This window comes from Chryseobacterium indologenes, assembly GCF_002025665.1.
Lineage (GTDB): Bacteria > Bacteroidota > Bacteroidia > Flavobacteriales > Weeksellaceae > Chryseobacterium > Chryseobacterium metallicongregator.
Genome location: NZ_CP018786.1, coordinates 982,580 through 1,000,178, shown reverse-complemented (window position 1 = coordinate 1,000,178; position 17,599 = coordinate 982,580). Strand labels below are relative to the sequence as shown.

Genomic DNA, 17,599 nt, shown 5'->3' with positions numbered 1-17,599 from the left:
TGTCGTCTTTTTTTTCTTAAAGTTCTGTATAGTAATCTTCTCAAATTCGTTATTAATTTTTTGGAATCATTGTCTTTTGTAATTCCTGAGATTGACATTGTAGAAAACCCAACAAGAATACTACAAATAGTTTTTCTATAAACTTTTTATGAATCATCTAATTATGAGTTATAAAATGGTACTGTCTTCTTTTGAAGCTCTTTTCCTGTTTTACCATCCAGAATAATTTCTTCTATAGAATCACCACTGGTCTGATGAGAAATCCGCCATACTTTTTTGCCTTCAAAATCCTGTTTTAGTACTCTTGTCTGATAACCTGAATCATGATAACCTTTTGAAAGATTAATTTTATTTTTTTCGCAGTATACAATAATATCTTCAGGTTTAAATCCATAGCCTTCATCTGTATTTTCTTCTTTTATAATTTTACCTGATTTATCAAAATAATACCAAATACCAGCTACCGATCCTTCATTAAATAAGCAACCCTTTTTCTCAATATTACCATTTTCATAGAAAAATTTAGTCACCTTATAAAACAAATTATCATTATAAATCATTTCTCTATAACCTGGTGATTGAAAATCTTGAATATAAGTATTGCTATTTTCTCGTACTTTTAGGTATCCCCTTACTGATTTCTTTTGAAAATTTTCAATATCAAATTTTTCATACTTATTATCAACAATTGGTATCATATATTTATCTATTTTTTGAGATTGGCATTGTATAAATATACTCAACCACATTAACATTATTATTTTATTCATAACTACCTATTTTATAGATGAATTGGCTTTTTTCCATTGCCAATAATATAATGAGCATCGTTTATTATCATTTCCTCCATGATGTGAATAGTCCAGTAAATTATCTGTCTTTTTATATTCATAAGTAAATAAGGCATGAGAAGATGCTTCTTTATTTGCAAATGTATGGGCTAAATTCATAGAATGAAGAAATTCATGGGCCGCTGTCTGATTGTTTTTGCTTTTAAATACCACCACATAATCTGCTCCATAATTTGAATACCCAGAAACATACCCTCCTCCTGCACTGTACCCATGTTCAGCAAAATAAAATGCTTTGAAATGCTTTGTGTATTTCTTAGGATAGGCCTTTTCCAATTGAGCTTTCAAATAATCCTGTAATTCTTTTCCACCGCTTTTTTTATCAGAATCTACCTCACCATTGGTCACAAAATCCACAAAATTCTTATCTGACGTTAAATCTAATTCAACAATATCTGACTGATCAGATAACTGAATATATGCTTGCCCAAGGTATTGATTAACCCTATCTTTCTCATCATTAACATTAGGTTTATTCTTTCCTGATCCGGTAGATAATTCTGGAGTTTTTATTTCCACAAATACAACATCTTTTTTCTTTTGTTTAGTATTATCATTTGCCCAGACATTTAGTTTTCCTACCATAGCCTCAATGATTTTCCCATCTTGAGCTTTAAAAGCTTTTAACTCTATAGTTTGGTTATTTGTAAACTCCTTTATGCATTTGATTGTCACTTCATAATCATTCAAAGTTATTTTCTTTTTCCCTTTTATCTCTATTTTATTAGGAGTAAAAGTAAAATAATCTGATTTTGTAAATTCTAAATAATCAGCCTCCTGTTGAATTTCTGCAAAAAAAGTGATCTTAACTTCTTTATCTTTTATAATGGACAACCATGGTATAAAATATTCTTCCGGAATATCTTTGCCTGTATTTTTATCTTTTTTCGTTTTCCATAAAATAGAGAAAGGATTATATTCTTTTTTAAGGTTATTAAACATTGTTTCATCAACCTTAAAATATCCCTTATATTTATTACCATCTTTTACTTTCGTAGTAAATTTAGCATCCTCATACTGATAAGCTATAATATCACTAAACTTTTGATCATTAAAAAGACTGGTATCACCTATTCTCATCCAATCAAACCCAAATTCTCCTTTCCACCCCTTATTAGGTCTGAACTGAACAATAAGTTGAATGGGCTGAGGAGCTAATGGAGGAGATTGTGGCGTATTATGACTCACTCCTTTAGCATTACCCTTTTCAGAAATCCATTTCATGGCACGTGAAATAATACTCTCCTGAGAATACATATTATGATCTTCCTGAGAGATTTTTGTGTAGGTGCCTTTTACAATTCTCGTTCTGCTCATCATTAATAGGCTTTAGATCTCTCTCCACTGTTGTTCTGAACTTCCTGCTGGGCGTGTTTATTGATAGAAGCATTGGAGGTAATGTTAATTTCCTTTTCCGAAATTTCATTTCTTTCCTTCTTAGTTTCACTGTGTACGTCCCCTTCAATAATCTCAGTAAGTTTACCTGTAATGAATGTACTTACATTTCCTATGACCGAAGTAAGCTTCATCGCGCCTACAGTCTCAGTATTATTTAATCCGACACTGTCTGCTTTATTCATTCCCACCGTCGTCGTCATATTCTCTCCAACATTAATATTCATATTCTTACAATTCAGCGTCATGGTTTCCGGTGCTGTGATATTAATATTACTTCCCGTTGTATCCAGATGAATCTCATTACCGCTTTTATCCGTAATAATGATACTTTCATCTTCTGTGAAGACAATTCTGTGGCCGCTTCTTGTCTGAATAGACTTCACACGATTGTCTGCTCCACCGCCAAGTCCTATTCCGCCATGGAACATTCCTCCCATCACAAACGGTCTGTCCGGATGACTATGAACGAAATTAACCATTACCTGATCTCCTACTTCCGGAATGGCTACATAACCACGATTTTGCGTAATCTGATCGGTTCCTCCTGCATCAGGACTCATTACCCTTACAAAGTGAGTGTTATCATTCATCTGCCAGTCGAATCTTACCTGAACTCTTCCCTGTCCTTCCGGATCAGTATTGGAGATTACCGTTGCAATCTGTGGCTGGGCAGCCGGTACCGAAAATTCCGGTTTGGGCAGAAAACCCGTGTCTGCAGCAATGGATTCGAAAGTTCCTGTGTAATGTCCGATGGTATCAATTTCATGAACAGCTTCTGTCACCATCACCTTCGTAAAATAAGATGTTTCACTGCTATCCGTTTTTCTCATATGAATATCCGCAATACATCCGGGATGCAAAAAAGGAACGGTTGTAGATCCGGAGACCGAAAATACATTAACAGCTTCGCTTCCTGATGTACTTCTTTGAGAATGCTCCACATCCAGATGCGTTGTTGCTTTAATAGGAGCAACCTGCAGTGCCGGAGTTTTATAGATTTTATCGTTATGAGTATATGCTGTACGGGCCAAATCACCTAAATGATCAACCGGAGTTTCCCCTGAGGTCAGTTTTTCATGTTTACTACTGTTATAGCCATAATATTGAGGTTTTGTATGAACCGCTTTGAGCTCTACTTTAATATTATCTGCATTGCTTCCGTATAAAAGTTTTATAGGCTTATTCTGTGGAGGAAGCTTTCCAAAATGCAATACTTCACCATCATAATAAAATTGCTCTCCATAGGCTTCTGCCATTCTCGACAGATAATTATAATGGGTTTCGTTATACTGGCTGCTGTAAATGATCTGGGAATAATCATTGGTATCGACTCTTATATCGAACCGCTCTTTATCTATTCCCTGTTTTATTACTTCTTTGGCTATGATTCCCATATTAACGGGCTGGCTGCCACCAAAACTCTGAATATGCGGAGCACCGTCCAGCAAGATGGTCGGGCTGTATCCGGAAAGTACAATATTTCCCAGACTCATTTTTTCCTGACTGAATCCTACTTTGGTAATAATTCCAATGAAATTTCTTTCCGGACTCTTCTCAATATCTTTGTAGGAAATGACCGCTGTAAGACGTTTTCCCAGAAATTTGTTGGCTTCTTCAAGGGTATGGCTCTGCCTGTCTCCCAATGCATCATGAGCAAGAATAAGATTAAATTCGTGGTGGTGACCTGCTTTTTGTTTAAGAGTGAAATGTTTATAGTACTTAATAATTTTACCTTCTACAACCAGTGATAATTTGACAAGCCGGTTGATGCCTGCGTGATGATTCTCGGATATTCCGTCTGCATTCTGCGAAGGACGGAAGGAAGATCCCTTGGTCTTTGATTCGGTTTTCATATGCTTTGTGTTTGTGTTTGGTATTAAAGATAACAAAATTTATATAACAGACACTATATAAACATGTTATAAAATAAAGTTTTCAGGTATAGTTTTTTCATTCAGGCAAAAAAAGACCGTCTTAAATGGGACAGTCTTTTTTCTTATGAATGTTGATAATGTGTGTTAATTTTAGCTGGATGGCCATAGCCCAGCGTATTGAGAAGTACCGTAGTCAATAGTCTCAGCACTGATTACGAAGCTGATCAGCATACTGTTGCTGTCTATGGCATCGAAATCTACCTGATGCTGGATAACATATCCGTTTTGCCAGTTCAGCGTAATCAATGTACCTTCTTCGTGAGATTTGTTGAAAGTAATTTCCCCTACTGTTGGCTTATATTTACCGTTTAGTAAGCTTTCAAGGATGTCTGACTTTTCAGTAGCTTCTACTGTAACCTTGATTAATGCGTTAGAAGGATCTGATGCTACACGTCCTGAAACGTCTGTAGATCTGGAAACGCTGTAATTCATTTTTAACAGCTTCTGCCCTTCTCCATTATTGAATTTTAAGATTCCTCTTGAATTTCTTTCGGCCATGATTAGTAAATTTAATCGTTAGTAATATTTTGTGATGTGGTGATTGTGTTAGCAAATATAGAGGCTCTTTTCCGCTAAAAAAAACTTTTGAATACAAATCTGAAAATTTGTAGTAGTTCTACGATTTCTTGTAGTAATTCTACGATAATGGATTTACATACCACATTATAACACCCATAGAAACAGCGTTTTAAATTATATCTCTATTTTTAGATAAAAAATATTTTTACACATAAAAGAGAAATAAAGAGAGTCTAGGGTTCAAAAACTCAAGGTTTAAGGTTTAAAATTAATTAATATATGCTGCCTCATTTTACCATACAAAAAAGCAGAAGTATGTACTCCTGCTTTTGATATCATAAAATGAATTTCTTAATGTTTTGTGTATTCCGGTTGTTCTGTTGGAATTCTTGATGGGGTAAAGTACTCATTAAGCCAGTAGAAAGTCTGTCCGTTCTGCTGAATCTTCACAGCCGGATTGTTTCTGTTGGCAAGCATTCTGTCTGCTAAGTTTTTATAGTGCTGAAAATAATTTTTTACCGTTTCACTAGGAACGACTTTTGATTTTTTCCAACCTTTCAGTTTATATTTAGCCATCAGTTCTTCTTCAGTAAGATCAAATCCTGTACTCATTCCGATAGCATAAGACATTGGCAGCTCATAAAGTGCTCCTTTATCTAAGAATTTTATTGTAGGATTATATTTCTTCAACAGCTTTACATATTCTTTAACTGCTTTTGCCTGATTAAAATCTGCACGGTCCGCCTGAGTATTTCTGTAAACTTCGGTATAGAAAGCTTTTAAATTATCATATTCAGATTCAGAAATAAGGATTCCCTTTTCTATTCCCGGTGTAAATTCCTTCAACTCTTTTGGAATATATCCTTTCACAAGGAATGGGCTTCCGTAGTTGATCAGCTGTGCAGCAATTCCGGCAGAAACCGGATTGGTAAGTCCCGGATACAGATATTTATATTTCAGATCTACATCTGTTCTTCCTGCTCCTACAGATGAATGGAAATATTCATTCAGAGATTTATCGACAGTCTGATTATCCAAAGTAACCTGTGAAATAAGACTGTCAACAGATTTTTTCAGGAATCCCGGAGTGGTAATGTCTCCTTTTTTAGGGAAAATAACAAAGCCCTGAGACATACTCTGTTTAGGATAAGCTAAAGAGAAGAATCCTTCATCACCTTCCACAAGGTTGAAATTATTCTTGGTAAGCACATCATATTGGTTGATGATCTTTTGCTTTTTAAGTTCAGCAATATTTTTAGCTGTGTTCGTCACCACATTTTCCGCCATCAATACAAAATCATTGTAAGTATCAGACGATCTTGCACTGGTCTGGAACATGATTAACCTTGCCTGAGCCTGCGTCAATGAGCTGATTACGCTGTACATATTTCCGCTTTGGTTGGCAGAAGTACCTACCGTTACCACAATATTGGTTTCATCAGGAACATTTGAAAGAAGATTTCCAGCTGCTGTAAGAGCTTCTCCTACCGGCTGGTAACCATTGTTGCTTGCGCAGTTCATTTCATTTGTTTTCTGATCAATAAATGAGGAAATCTTGCTGTAATCTGTACTTAAGTTGGATACAGAAATATTCTCCCCGCAAGGATTATTTTTATATAAAACCACTCCATATTTAACATTACTGAAGTAAGATGGTTTTTCAAATCTAAGTTGAAGATCCTGTAATAATGATTTTACAATAGGTGCATAAGGTGCGTTGGCAGCACTTACGTCTAATGCGAAAACAATATTGATATTTTTATCTCTTTCCGTAATCTCTCTGTAACGGTCAAAATAGATGGGCTCCCCCAATACATTGGATACAAAGTTCTTGCTGTAATCTAAAATATTGGTGAAATATTTTGTCTTTGAATCAGGAGTTGGAGCTTCTTCTAAAGGAAGATGAACAGGAAAAATATTTTCCAGAGGTGTTCTCTTGTTTACATCAGTAAGAAGAACTGCTGTTTTATTATCAGCATCTGAAGCAGATCCACCTGGATATCCTTCATGAATTCCCAGTGTTGTATCATTAATTCCTGTGGTATTTTTTAATTTGATAGCAGAACGCTCTCCCCAGCTGGAAATTACATTTGAGCTTACCCATCCGTAAAGTCCTTTGTTGATACTGTCCATGTCAACAGACGGTTTTTTACCTACCAGGAAACGTTTGTTATTTTCAGCCATCTTGTATACGTAAACAATTTGTCCGTTGGGAATTTTCACGTTGGCTGTTTCAATAAGACTTGGTGAATTAAACACCATAATAGAGTCATTTTTGTAGTATCTTTCAGCATTTCTGATAACTTCGCTGTTATTAGGGACTACTGCCACTCTTACAGGATAACCTGTTTTTTCGCTTTTTAAGGCATTATTCCAAAGAAGGAGGTCAGATTCCTGAATCCAGCCGTAGGTTTTGACTGATTTCGAGGAAACTTTTTTCATTAAAGCATCCGGAACATATTCCGCCACTTTTACCATTCCGTCTCTATGTTTTAAAACCATTAAAGGTTCAAGGAATTTTACTTCTTTGTAAGACTTCTCATCATCTTTATCCAAATAAGCTGTATTTCTTGATCTGTCTGAAATAACAATCCATGGAACTGACTTTTTTGGATATCCGTTAACGACAGGTGAAGCGTCCACCTGCCCATACTGTGAAGGCTCCGGGGTTTTCTTTGACGGCAGTTTTACCTGGCAACTCGTCAATAATACTGATAACCCTATATAATATGCTGCTAGAGGAAATTTATTTTTCATCCTATTTAATCTTTTTATGATTGGTACATCCGTAAGACCGGACGAAATTATTTGCTTTGATTAATATCTACTTTAGTTACACAGTTCTGCGTATCATCCAGGTTTACTTTTACCGTCTGGATTACCGTATTTTTGTCAAACTGAAGGCCAGCACAATACATGTAGAAGTTATTGACTTTACTGTCATTTACTTTTACCACTGTATTTTCATTGTTACACAGATACGTTTTCAACAGGTAATTGTAATGCATATTGAAACTGTTTCCGTTAGCAATCTGCTGCAGGTGATATTTAAAATCATTATCTACTTTTGCATAAGAGTCTTCTACTGAAACTTCATCTTCTGCAAGAGCATCATAAGCCGGAAGAATTTTGATACGGTGATAGATAGGATCCTGGCTTTGTTCTGTGTAAAGAGTCACCAGATACTCTCCAGGTTTTTTATAGGAATAGATGGTAAATTTATCCTTAGCATCTGTATTTCCAGACTCACCGAATTTCCATGCAAACTGTTTTGCATCAGAAACAGCACGGAAAGTCACATTTTCATTTTGCATCGCCTGAGTAACCGCTTCAATAGTTGTTTTAGACTGTGCAGTATCTTTTGGTTTCTGAACGCTTCTTGCGCCTACCATTACAGGGAAAGATTTCGTGTACTTGTTGTCAACGATCAAACTTACCTGATAGTACCCTGGTTTATTATAGAAGTGAATACCACTGTTTTTATCTGAAGTTGTTCCATCTCCGAAATTCCATCTTTTGGTTTTCGCAAACTGGGTTTTATCTTCGAATAAAAGTGTATCTCCTACCGCCAGTGAAGACGGATAAACCACCCCAACAATATCATCGGCTGAGTGTATTACCTTTTTCTGCAGCCACAGAGCAACCAATGCTGCAATCAGCAAAGTTGCAATAACACCGATAATAATGTTTTTCTTGTTCTTTTGAAAATAATTCATAGTTAGTAATTGTGATGTGTTTTATTTAAAATTCCTAGTATTTATTTGCTTACTGCATTCTTGCTTTCAGATCCTGCTCGCGCTGATAGAGCTTATTCTGCTTATCTTTAAATCCGATTCTGCATTCATCTACCTGTTTCTGGAAAATTTTAATGTCTTCAGAGGTTGTTGAAATGACTTTTTTGTCATCAAAATACATTTTATAAAATTTTGCGATCTGTGGATAGGCATCTTTGCGGATATCCACAACGTCAGTACTATTGAAATAGCTGTTAAGGTCGTTTACTCCCAACTGGATATTGTTTTCTATAAAAGGCTGTGGTCCGTCATCAGTAAGTTTGGTAATCATGGTATAAGTACTGTCCATGATAGGAAGAACAACTTTCTGGTGTTGTTCAAATTCGGCTTTCTGCTCAAGATTCTGAATTCCTCTTACATCTTCATCAGAAAAAGGAGATACAAATCCTTTTAAAAAGATCACTCCCAAAAATAACATTGCAGTTACCAGCATCAGTATTAAATAAAAAAACTGATAATGCCTTTCTTTCTTTGATAATGTGATTTGTCCTTGCATATCTTTTCTTTTTATCTTCTTCTTTTACTTCCTGTGAAATTTCTTGTAGGGTCTTTTCTCAGCTCATTATTGGTCACTTTGATCTTACCCATACATTCATCAAGATCTCTTAAAACTGTTTTCTTCTGATACTCCACTTCAATGATCTTGGCTTTTAAAGTCATCATCGGTACAATCTGTTTCATCAGCACAGCATAATGTTTAAAGCTCTGTACACTGTCTTTACCCATAATGTTTTTAGCATCTCTCACGTTATCCATAATACTGGTTCTGAGAAACACTTCATTCTCCACCTTATTAATGCTAAGCTGGTTCATTTTGTCGTAAATATCATCAATGTGATCCTTTAGCACGTCACTTCGAAGCATCAATTCTTTATAGGCTTCAGCTTCACGGCTAATCCCTTCGCGCTGTATATCATAACTCTTAAAGAAGAGAAATAAGCACGTAAAAGTTACAACCGACAAAACAACAAATGACAGAATAAACTTCCAAATGCCCGTTCTGACGTCAGATTTGTTTAATTTTTTTTCCCTGTTAGAAGACATAATTTGCGATTTGTTTGGCCTGTGAAAATATAAAAAAAAAATTTTATGCACAATACGTAATTTCCCCAACCCTGTTTCGTGAAAACCCTGATTAAATTAATATTAATTTTCACTTTGATAAGTTTTTCATAAATTAGACCTCTAAATTTTAAATATCATTCGCCAAATCGATATTAAGAATGAGTAAAATATTATCTAATACCGTACGTTTTTCCATTGCAGACAGTGATTTTTATTTTAAAAAAATAATGATCAAAACCCTTATGGAAAATCCTTTCTATATGCTTCTGAATGATTGTAACAATGGGCATGAACTGGTAAACAGAATCTACAGAAGACAGGAAGATGTGTTCATTATTGAACTCTTCATGCCGGTATTAAGTGGAATTGAAGCCATTAAGTACATCAGAAAAAACAATACAGAAACTCCTATCATCACTTACTCCGGCACTTACCAGGAAGATATGGCCGAAATCCTTTCAAAGATTCCCAACATCTATTATTGTCAGAAAAAAAGTACCATCATAAAAGATATTATCAAAGGAAGTATTGCCTCTGAAGACTTTGATTATCAGGCATATTCTAAAGAATGGGAACAACAACCTCTTGCAGTACAGGAATATATGGACAGGCAGAAGAAAGGACAGGAAGAGCTTTCACCGGCAGAAATACAGCTTATGAGATTCTGTTATGAAGGATTCAGTAATAAAGAAATTGCAGAAAAACTTAATCTGAGTACCAGGACTATAGATACTTACATCAACAGGCTAACAGAAAAACTGGGGTTAAAAACCAAACTTCACCTTATACGCTTCTGTGTAGAAAACGGATATTATAATTCCAGTTTATAAAAAATTTTGATTTCACTAATAAAAATCATTTCCTCGTGATGTATCAGGACAGAGAAGAGGATCTCAAAATATCATATTCAAGATAAGAAAGTACTGTAAAGCCTGCTATAACCAGCATTTATTAAATTTTGTTCATCAAATTTTTGTACCTTTATCCGGCTGTATTATTTTATTGTTAAATAATCTTCAATGCACCTTAATATAGTGTATACATAAAAAGTCCAACTCTTTGAATAAAAATATTTTGCCACTAATTTGCTAGTATTCAATTTTTTTAACTAAATTTGCACACCTAAAATTTAAAATTAAAATAAGGAAATGACAAAGGCAGAATTGGTAAACACCATCTCAAATAAGTTGGGAACAGAAAAGAATGAAACACAGAAAGTTGTAGAAGCTTTTATGCAGGAGATCAGAACTTCTATGTATAATGGGGATAACGTTTATCTAAGAGGTTTTGGATCTTTTATCATTAAAACAAGAGCTGCTAAAACAGGAAGAAATATTTCTAAAAACACTGCAATTGAGATTCCTGCTCATAACATTCCTGCTTTCAAACCTTCAAAATCTTTTGTTGAGAAAGTAAAAACTAAAGTTGCAGTAAAATAAGAACATTAACTGAATATTAACTAGTTACTAAAAAATTAAAATTATGCCAAGCGGAAAGAAAAGAAAAAGACACAAGGTTGCTACTCACAAAAGAAAGAAAAGAAGAAGAGCAAACAGACATAAGAAAAAATAATCTCTTTTTCTCGAGATTTACAATATAATAATATAGTTGGTGGATTTAAATTTTTAAAGTTCACTAACTATATTTTTGTTTGCAACTATAAGATTCCGCGGAAAACGGAGGGTTTCAAATATTATTTTAATAAACATATAATGGTTTTCATTCAAAATCATTATATTTAATAGATGAATTAATCGATAAAAAACATCCACTTCCTATAATCTTAACAATTTTATCTTATTAAAAAATGAAGAAAGAACTAATAGTTTCGCATGAAGATGATCTTACAAAGATTGCGCTGCTGGAAGACGGAAGACTATGTGAACTTCATGAGCAAGAAGACAAAAGCGATTTTATAGTTGGAGATCTGTTTATAGGAAAAGTAAAAAAACTGGCACCCAATCTGAATGCAGCATTCGTCAATATCGGATACGACAAAGATGCATTTCTGCATTATCAGGATCTGGGACCTCAGTATCTTACGTACAGAAAGTTTTTAAAAGATACTATTTCTAAAAAACAAAGCACTTCGAGCTTAAAGAATTTCGAGATACAACCCGAAATAGACAAAAACGGAACGGTAGACAAAGTAATTGCCAAGGACGATGTGGTTCTGCTACAAATTACCAAAGAACCTATTTCTACCAAAGGCCCAAGAATTTCTACCCAGATTTCATTAACAGGACGTTTCCTGGTTTTAATTCCTTTTGACAATAAAGTTTCCATTTCCAAAAAGATCAGAAGCTTTGAAGAAAAAGAAAGATTAAGAACCCTTATCGACAGCATTAAGCCTGAAGGATTTGGAGTGATTATCAGAACTGTAGCAGAAGGAAAAAAAGTAGCCGACCTGCATAATGATATGAACCAGCTGGTTCAGAAGTGGGAAAGCACTTTCAAAAACATCCAGAGAAATAAAGTTCCGTCTAAAGTTTTAAGCGAAGAAGACAAAGCTTCAGCTATTTTAAGAGACAATTTTAATCAGGACTTCGTGAATATCATCTGCGACGATGAGCAAATGGTCAACGAAATGAAAAATTACATTGAAGTCATTGCCCCTGAAAAGAAAAATATTGTCCAGTTTTATGATTCTCATATTCCACTTCTGGAATATTACAATGTTGAAAAACAGCTTAAACAGAGCTTCGGAAAACACGTTAACATTCCGAGTTCCAAAGGAGCCTATCTTGTTATTGAACACACAGAAGCACTTCACGTGGTAGATGTCAACTCCGGAAACAATATTACTACCGGAACTGCTGTCAACAAAGAGCATGCGCTGAAAGTGAACAAAATGGCTGCTACAGAAATCGCAAGACAACTTCGCCTCCGCGATATGGGAGGTATCATCGTTATCGATTTCATAGATATGCCAAATTCTGATCACAGAAGAGATCTTTACGAGCATCTGAAAGAGGAAATGAAGCGCGACAAGGCTCGCCACAAAATCCTTCCTCCTAGTAAATTTGGTCTGATTCAGATCACCAGACAAAGAAACCGTCCGGAAAAACAGATCGACACCAAAGAAGAAAACCCGAACAAAGACGGAGAAATTGTAGCTCCTATTGTTATCGTGGAAAGAATGGGTGAAACCTTAAGAAACATTCTGCAGAAAGAAAAAGGAAAAATCTACCTGCATGTACACCCATTTGTGGAAGCTTACCTTACAAAAGGCATTAAAAGTATCCAGATGAAATGGTTTATCAAATACAAAAAGTGGGTAACCATTGTCCCAAGGGATTCTTTTAAATATTTAGAATACAAAATCTACAATGCCAAAAAAGAAGAATTGATAGAATTCTCTAATTAAAAAATTTAAAACCTTCAGTTTTCTGGAGGTTTTTTTATTTTGCATTTATACCTATAGAATATGATTTATAGTTTAAGTTTTGGCTAAAGCCAATGAATTTTATAATTTTAAAGGCGGGCTAAAGCCCACTCCTATTGAATTTTAACAACAACATCTTTTATCTTTAGAATATGAAAAACCACCATTACAAAATTACCATTCAGTGGACAGGAAACCAGGGAACGGGAACAAGTAGTTATAGAGATTATGAAAGAAGCCATACTATTTCAGCAGAAAACAAAACTGTTATTGAAGGTTCGTCTGATCCTGCATTCCGAGGCGATAAAACGAAACACAATCCGGAAGATATGCTGTTATCTTCACTTTCTTCCTGTCATATGCTATGGTATCTTCATTTTTGTTCTGAAGCCGGTATTATCGTTACAGATTATACTGATGAAGCAACAGGTATCATGACAGAAACAGCCAGTGGAAGCGGTCATTTTACAGAAGTAACTTTACACCCTACCGTAACGGTTGCAGAAGAATCTATGATTGAAAAAGCAGAACAACTTCATCATAAGGCCAACGAATTCTGCTTCATTGCCAACTCCGTTAATTTTCCGGTAAAGCATATCCCTACCACGTTAGTTAAATAGTACCAAATTTCAAAATAACCTTTGAAAACAACTATGAATAATAGATTTTAACAGAAATAACTCCAAAAAACTCCACAAAAAGAGAATTATTTAATGAAAAATCAATAAAAATAACATTTTACTATTAATAAAAACATAATAATTTTAAAATATTTAACAATTTTATTCAAAATGTAAAGTTTTTTTCCTATTTTTATATAAACAAAACAAACCATGATGAAACCAAAATTGACTATTTTTGATGAACCCATGCTCTACACAGAGGGATTATCAAGACTGCTTACCCAAAGCAAAATTTTCAGTACCATTGATATTTGTAATTCTTTAGAAAACCTTTCCAAATATTTAAAAGAAGAACCTTCGGAAATGCTTGTGATGAGTTCCAACATGCTCATGCTTTCGGAAATCTGCAAACTGGTGGAAAGTATTATTTCAGAACATAAAAATACCAAAATCATCATCATTGGGAGTTCATATGATGTGATTGACATCCGAAAACTCTTTAATAAAGGTATTAAGGCTTATCTGGATAAAAATTGTACCTATGATGAATTCCTTAAATCCATCAATGTTTTACTTCTTAATGAGATCTACATCTGTGATCATGCAAAGGAAAGAATGATCAATTTTATCAGTAGTGAACAGGGAAAACCCAATCCTCACATCAAAGAACCTCTCACCCGTCGCGAAATGGAAATTCTTAAACTGATCTGTGACGGATGCAGCAGTAAAGATATATCAGAAAAATTATTTATCAGTATCAATACGGTAGAAACACACAGAAAAAGAATTCTTTTGAAACTCAATGCCAAAAACTCAGTCGGAATTGTAAAATATGCGATCGAGAATCATATCATCGACTGAAAGACTTCCATGAATCACTCAAAAATTCCAGGCTTATGCAAAGTCTGGAATTTTTTTACCCCTGATTTTAACTTTAGTATTCTTCAGGGAGAACTTTATTGTTAGATGTCATCAAAGTCTATAGCATAAAAAGTGAGGCAGAGGAACTAGAGACAAAACATGAAAAACTTATTTAATTAATTCTAAAAATTGATCTCTAATGGGTACAGATATGATCTCATACCTCACTTTAAAACTAAAACCTTGGACTTTAAACATTAAACGTTATATCTTACTCATAATCCGGCATCTCTCCATTGCTGAACAGTGTTGTCCTTGTCATATCCGTCAGCGTGCTACTAAGGTCAATGACCATTACATTCCTTTGAGAAATATTGTCGTTGGAGGTATTCATGAAGATAATCTGAGCATTATTTGGTGAGAACCTAGGATCGAGATCATTCGTTCCCAGTACTTTTTCGCTTTCTGCAGAAATATCACTCACAGCATCCGTAACAAGGTTATAGATAAAGATATGTGAATCCAGCTGACGATAATTTCCACTTCCATCCAAATATCCGGACATATCACGGGTAAACAGAAGAAGCTGTCCGTCTACAGAGAAGTTCAAACCTCCGCTGGCACCTGCAGTACCTGACAATACCGTTTTAAGAACAGCACCATTGATGTCTATTACATAAATTTTAGTATTATATCCGTTATAATCATTGGTTTTCAATGCTATTTTACTACCATCATAGCTCCAGTCACATTCGGAAATCAGGCTTCCGTCCGGAGTTGTATACACTAAACTCAGACCGCTTCCATCTTTATTAATTCTATAAAGCTTATTAAAATTGGAATAAATAAGTTCTTTACCATTTGTACTCCACGCAAAGTCCATTTCATAGTTATTAAAGCCTGCAACAGCCACTGTTGTTACTTTAAATGGATTGGAGCCATCCGGATTGGCAGTATAAAGATGGGTACTTCCACCTTCCGTACGAAGGAATGCAATTAGACCTGCATTATTGTTTTTGCGCGGTCGCCAGCTGTTGTAGGAAGAACTGGTAAACTGGAAGTTATTTCCCTGGTCATCACTGGAAATAATCACAAAGTTTCCATTTTGTTTCTGAACGTAATGATACCTGTTAGCCGGAACTGTATTGGTGGTAAATTTACTGATAGAACTTAAAACTGGCTGGTGAATGCCGTCCGAAACAGACACCTGCCAGAAGTAACTTACACCAAACTTCAGATTTGAAAGCGTATAGTGGTTTGCTGTCAAATCATTAACCTGAATCACATTAGTGTCAAGATTATTTTTAATTGTCAGGCTGTATCTTAATACATCTGCTGTATCGGGATCTGTTGCGCTCCAGGTTAATTCGACGCTCAAAGGTTGATTTACTGCGTTATCTATCGGACTTAGCAACTGTGGTGTAGCGGGAGGAGAATTCAATGAAGTATCATCATCCATCTCAAAAACTACCGTTACCACCTGATTTTGATTTTGTATATTGACTGACTGAAAGCTTGTGATATATCCTGAAAGCTCTGCTTTTACAGAATAATTACCTATCGGCATGGCAGCGATTTCAAATGAACCGTCTGTACCACTGAAAACCGTTTGTGTCGTAGGATTGGTAAATATCTTCACATTAGAAAGCGGCACATTGCTACCTCTTTTTACGACTTTTCCTTTTAACATTCCTGTTTGAGCCTGTTCTACAAGGTCTTCATTGCATGAAAACAGACAAAAAGCAAAGATGAATATGCTGAATATTTTAATTATAGTTTTCATAGTTCGTGTTTTTATTTGTTTCCGAAGTAAAAGTTGATTCCTATTCCAAAGCGTAAAGCCTGATCTTTTCTTTTCCCATTAACAAGGCCTTCCCAGTCGTCTTTGAAGCCAAGGTCATATTGGGCGGAAGCTCTCAGCGAAAAATTCTTGCTGATCATATATTCCAGGCCGCCACCGAACTGTGCTTTATATTGAGGTTTATATTTTGAATACAACGCTCCTGCTCCACCATAAACAAATGGACTGAATCTGTATTTCGGAAAAAGGATGTATTCCAGATTCACTTCAGGACCATAGTAGTTTCTTTTCACAATATTAGAATTTTCAAGCGTAAAATAGCTTGCGTTCAGTTCCATATTCAGATAAGGAGTAAGGAAATATTTAAGTCCTATTTTTCCACCAACATTCATCTTAGGACCTACATAGTCATCTTTAATTTTCTGTCCTTCAACATTCGCAAATATGGATACTTTCTGTCTGTAATCCTGCGGATATCTGCCTCCAACAACTCTGTCATTATTTTGCTCCTGCTCTCTGTTATATTCGTTGATTAAACTTTGATATCCTCCATTCTCATCTATTGCTTTCCCCCATATTTTATCTCTGATTCCTTCAACAATAAGGGCTTTCACAGCTTTTTCTATTGCTTCTGTTACGGCGAGCTGAACAGGTTCGTTTTGAGTAAGACCTACCTCAGCTTCCAGTAATCTTTCCGTATCAATATATCTGAAAAAGCTTCCGTTAACACTGGTTGAAAGAATGGTTTTAGAAGTATAAACCGTTTTAAGAATTTCTCCGTTGAGTGTAGAGACAGCGCGGAGATAGATGGTAATTCTGTCCTGGCGGTATTGTGTAGAAGCTCCGATTCCGAAATATCTTGCTCCAAGTCCTCCGGTCAGAATATTGCTGTCGTATGAGATAACGCCGCCTTCGAGAAGAATCCCGGCGTATAAAAGAGGAGGAAGTGATTGATTGTTTTTGTCTGCATCCTTGATGTATTCCTGTCTGGTGGAACGGATGATCTGTCTTTCATTGAGAAGATTGGCTATATTTTCCCTTTCAATAGGGACAAACCAGCGGCTGTCTTCTAATGCTTTGATAAGAATGGTTGTAGTTCCCTGAGGGACTGCCGTACTCCAGTTATTTCCATTTTCGGAAGGTTTATACTGGCCGGTCTGGTCTCTGAATTTGTAGACTCCTATTACAATCTTCTCTTTGGGAAGTGGAAGATTTTTTAATTCTGCGGTGGAAGATGTAACCTCTCCCATTGTTGGTTTTTCGGGATCCGAAGGTAAACCAAATATTGAACTACAGGCCTGCAAAATGCATAGCAGGAAGGTGCAGAAAAAGATTCTGGTATAAGTGTAGGTTGTCATGGTAAGTTTA

The 17,599-nt window shown here is 35.4% G+C and carries 15 protein-coding genes; 5 read left to right on the top strand and 10 right to left on the bottom strand.

From position 1 onward, the window contains the following. Window positions 1-161: 161 nt before the first annotated feature. The 8 genes from BUE84_RS04635 to tssO all read right to left on the bottom strand — a co-directional run bounded on the left by BUE84_RS04635 (window position 162) and on the right by tssO (window position 9,540). Window positions 162-770 (bottom strand): hypothetical protein, encoded by a 609-nt coding sequence (locus BUE84_RS04635; protein ID WP_079240681.1) that lies wholly within the window; start codon window positions 768-770, stop codon window positions 162-164. A gap of 6 nt (window positions 771-776) precedes the next feature. Beyond that, complete coding sequence (locus tag BUE84_RS04630) at window positions 777-2,075, bottom strand: hypothetical protein (RefSeq protein WP_238594361.1); 1,299 nt, start codon at window positions 2,073-2,075, stop codon at window positions 777-779. A 95-nt stretch (window positions 2,076-2,170) separates the two neighbouring features. Further along, entirely contained in the window at window positions 2,171-4,102 is a 1,932-nt protein-coding gene (locus BUE84_RS04625; protein ID WP_079240679.1) for a type VI secretion system Vgr family protein, read from the bottom strand. A gap of 171 nt (window positions 4,103-4,273) precedes the next feature. Then, window positions 4,274-4,681, bottom strand: coding sequence for a type VI secretion system tube protein TssD (tssD, locus tag BUE84_RS04620; RefSeq protein ID WP_034697144.1), 408 nt, complete (start codon window positions 4,679-4,681; stop codon window positions 4,274-4,276). A gap of 372 nt (window positions 4,682-5,053) precedes the next feature. Next, on the bottom strand, window positions 5,054-7,459 hold the full coding sequence (gene tssR, locus BUE84_RS04615) for a type VI secretion system protein TssR domain-containing protein (protein ID WP_079240678.1): 2,406 nt from the start codon (window positions 7,457-7,459) through the stop codon (window positions 5,054-5,056). A gap of 47 nt (window positions 7,460-7,506) precedes the next feature. Then, complete coding sequence (locus BUE84_RS04610) at window positions 7,507-8,418, bottom strand: PKD domain-containing protein (RefSeq protein ID WP_034697147.1); 912 nt, start codon at window positions 8,416-8,418, stop codon at window positions 7,507-7,509. Window positions 8,419-8,467: 49 nt separating this feature from the next. Then, entirely contained in the window at window positions 8,468-8,992 is a 525-nt protein-coding gene (locus tag BUE84_RS04605; RefSeq protein ID WP_034697149.1) for a type VI secretion system transmembrane protein TssO, read from the bottom strand. A gap of 11 nt (window positions 8,993-9,003) precedes the next feature. Then, on the bottom strand, window positions 9,004-9,540 hold the full coding sequence (gene tssO / locus BUE84_RS04600) for a type VI secretion system TssO (protein ID WP_079240677.1): 537 nt from the start codon (window positions 9,538-9,540) through the stop codon (window positions 9,004-9,006). Window positions 9,541-9,719: 179 nt separating this feature from the next. On the opposite strand from tssO, the gene BUE84_RS04595 reads away from it, so the two are divergent. From BUE84_RS04595 to BUE84_RS04575, 5 genes are all read left to right on the top strand, one after another. Then, complete coding sequence (locus BUE84_RS04595; protein WP_034697153.1) at window positions 9,720-10,391, top strand: response regulator transcription factor; 672 nt, start codon at window positions 9,720-9,722, stop codon at window positions 10,389-10,391. A gap of 318 nt (window positions 10,392-10,709) precedes the next feature. Next, entirely contained in the window at window positions 10,710-11,000 is a 291-nt protein-coding gene (locus BUE84_RS04590; RefSeq protein ID WP_002984212.1) for an HU family DNA-binding protein, read from the top strand. Window positions 11,001-11,368: 368 nt separating this feature from the next. Beyond that, window positions 11,369-12,928 carry a ribonuclease E/G gene (locus tag BUE84_RS04585; RefSeq protein ID WP_079240676.1) on the top strand — a complete coding sequence of 520 codons (1,560 nt, stop codon included), beginning with the start codon at window positions 11,369-11,371 and terminating at the stop codon, window positions 12,926-12,928. Window positions 12,929-13,098: 170 nt separating this feature from the next. Continuing rightward, a complete protein-coding gene (locus tag BUE84_RS04580; protein ID WP_079240675.1) occupies window positions 13,099-13,566 on the top strand; it encodes an OsmC family protein in 468 nt (155 codons plus the stop codon). A 213-nt stretch (window positions 13,567-13,779) separates the two neighbouring features. Continuing rightward, window positions 13,780-14,430: a response regulator transcription factor gene (locus tag BUE84_RS04575; RefSeq protein ID WP_238594360.1), complete on the top strand. Its 651-nt coding sequence runs from the start codon at window positions 13,780-13,782 to the stop codon at window positions 14,428-14,430. Window positions 14,431-14,701: 271 nt separating this feature from the next. Here BUE84_RS04575 and BUE84_RS04570 read toward each other — a convergent pair whose 3' ends face one another. Together BUE84_RS04570 and BUE84_RS04565 are read right to left on the bottom strand one after the other, a co-directional pair. Then, window positions 14,702-16,213 carry a carboxypeptidase-like regulatory domain-containing protein gene (locus tag BUE84_RS04570; RefSeq protein ID WP_034697159.1) on the bottom strand — a complete coding sequence of 504 codons (1,512 nt, stop codon included), beginning with the start codon at window positions 16,211-16,213 and terminating at the stop codon, window positions 14,702-14,704. A gap of 11 nt (window positions 16,214-16,224) precedes the next feature. Then, window positions 16,225-17,589 carry a CsgG/HfaB family protein gene (locus BUE84_RS04565; RefSeq protein WP_079240674.1) on the bottom strand — a complete coding sequence of 455 codons (1,365 nt, stop codon included), beginning with the start codon at window positions 17,587-17,589 and terminating at the stop codon, window positions 16,225-16,227. Between the last annotated feature and the right edge of the window lie 10 nt (window positions 17,590-17,599).

Bases quoted from the DNA above. Each gene is read 5' to 3' on its own strand.
- BUE84_RS04635 (WP_079240681.1), bottom strand. From the start codon at position 770: ATGAATAAAATAATAATGTTAATGTGGTTGAGTATATTTATACAATGC.
- BUE84_RS04630 (WP_238594361.1), bottom strand. From the start codon at position 2,075: ATGAAATGGATTTCTGAAAAGGGTAATGCTAAAGGAGTGAGTCATAAT.
- BUE84_RS04625 (WP_079240679.1), bottom strand. From the start codon at position 4,102: ATGAAAACCGAATCAAAGACCAAGGGATCTTCCTTCCGTCCTTCGCAG.
- tssD (WP_034697144.1), bottom strand. From the start codon at position 4,681: ATGGCCGAAAGAAATTCAAGAGGAATCTTAAAATTCAATAATGGAGAA.
- tssR (WP_079240678.1), bottom strand. From the start codon at position 7,459: ATGAAAAATAAATTTCCTCTAGCAGCATATTATATAGGGTTATCAGTA.
- BUE84_RS04610 (WP_034697147.1), bottom strand. From the start codon at position 8,418: ATGAATTATTTTCAAAAGAACAAGAAAAACATTATTATCGGTGTTATT.
- BUE84_RS04605 (WP_034697149.1), bottom strand. From the start codon at position 8,992: ATGCAAGGACAAATCACATTATCAAAGAAAGAAAGGCATTATCAGTTT.
- tssO (WP_079240677.1), bottom strand. From the start codon at position 9,540: ATGTCTTCTAACAGGGAAAAAAAATTAAACAAATCTGACGTCAGAACG.
- BUE84_RS04595 (WP_034697153.1), top strand. From the start codon at position 9,720: ATGAGTAAAATATTATCTAATACCGTACGTTTTTCCATTGCAGACAGT.
- BUE84_RS04590 (WP_002984212.1), top strand. From the start codon at position 10,710: ATGACAAAGGCAGAATTGGTAAACACCATCTCAAATAAGTTGGGAACA.
- BUE84_RS04585 (WP_079240676.1), top strand. From the start codon at position 11,369: ATGAAGAAAGAACTAATAGTTTCGCATGAAGATGATCTTACAAAGATT.
- BUE84_RS04580 (WP_079240675.1), top strand. From the start codon at position 13,099: ATGAAAAACCACCATTACAAAATTACCATTCAGTGGACAGGAAACCAG.
- BUE84_RS04575 (WP_238594360.1), top strand. From the start codon at position 13,780: ATGATGAAACCAAAATTGACTATTTTTGATGAACCCATGCTCTACACA.
- BUE84_RS04570 (WP_034697159.1), bottom strand. From the start codon at position 16,213: ATGAAAACTATAATTAAAATATTCAGCATATTCATCTTTGCTTTTTGT.
- BUE84_RS04565 (WP_079240674.1), bottom strand. From the start codon at position 17,589: ATGACAACCTACACTTATACCAGAATCTTTTTCTGCACCTTCCTGCTA.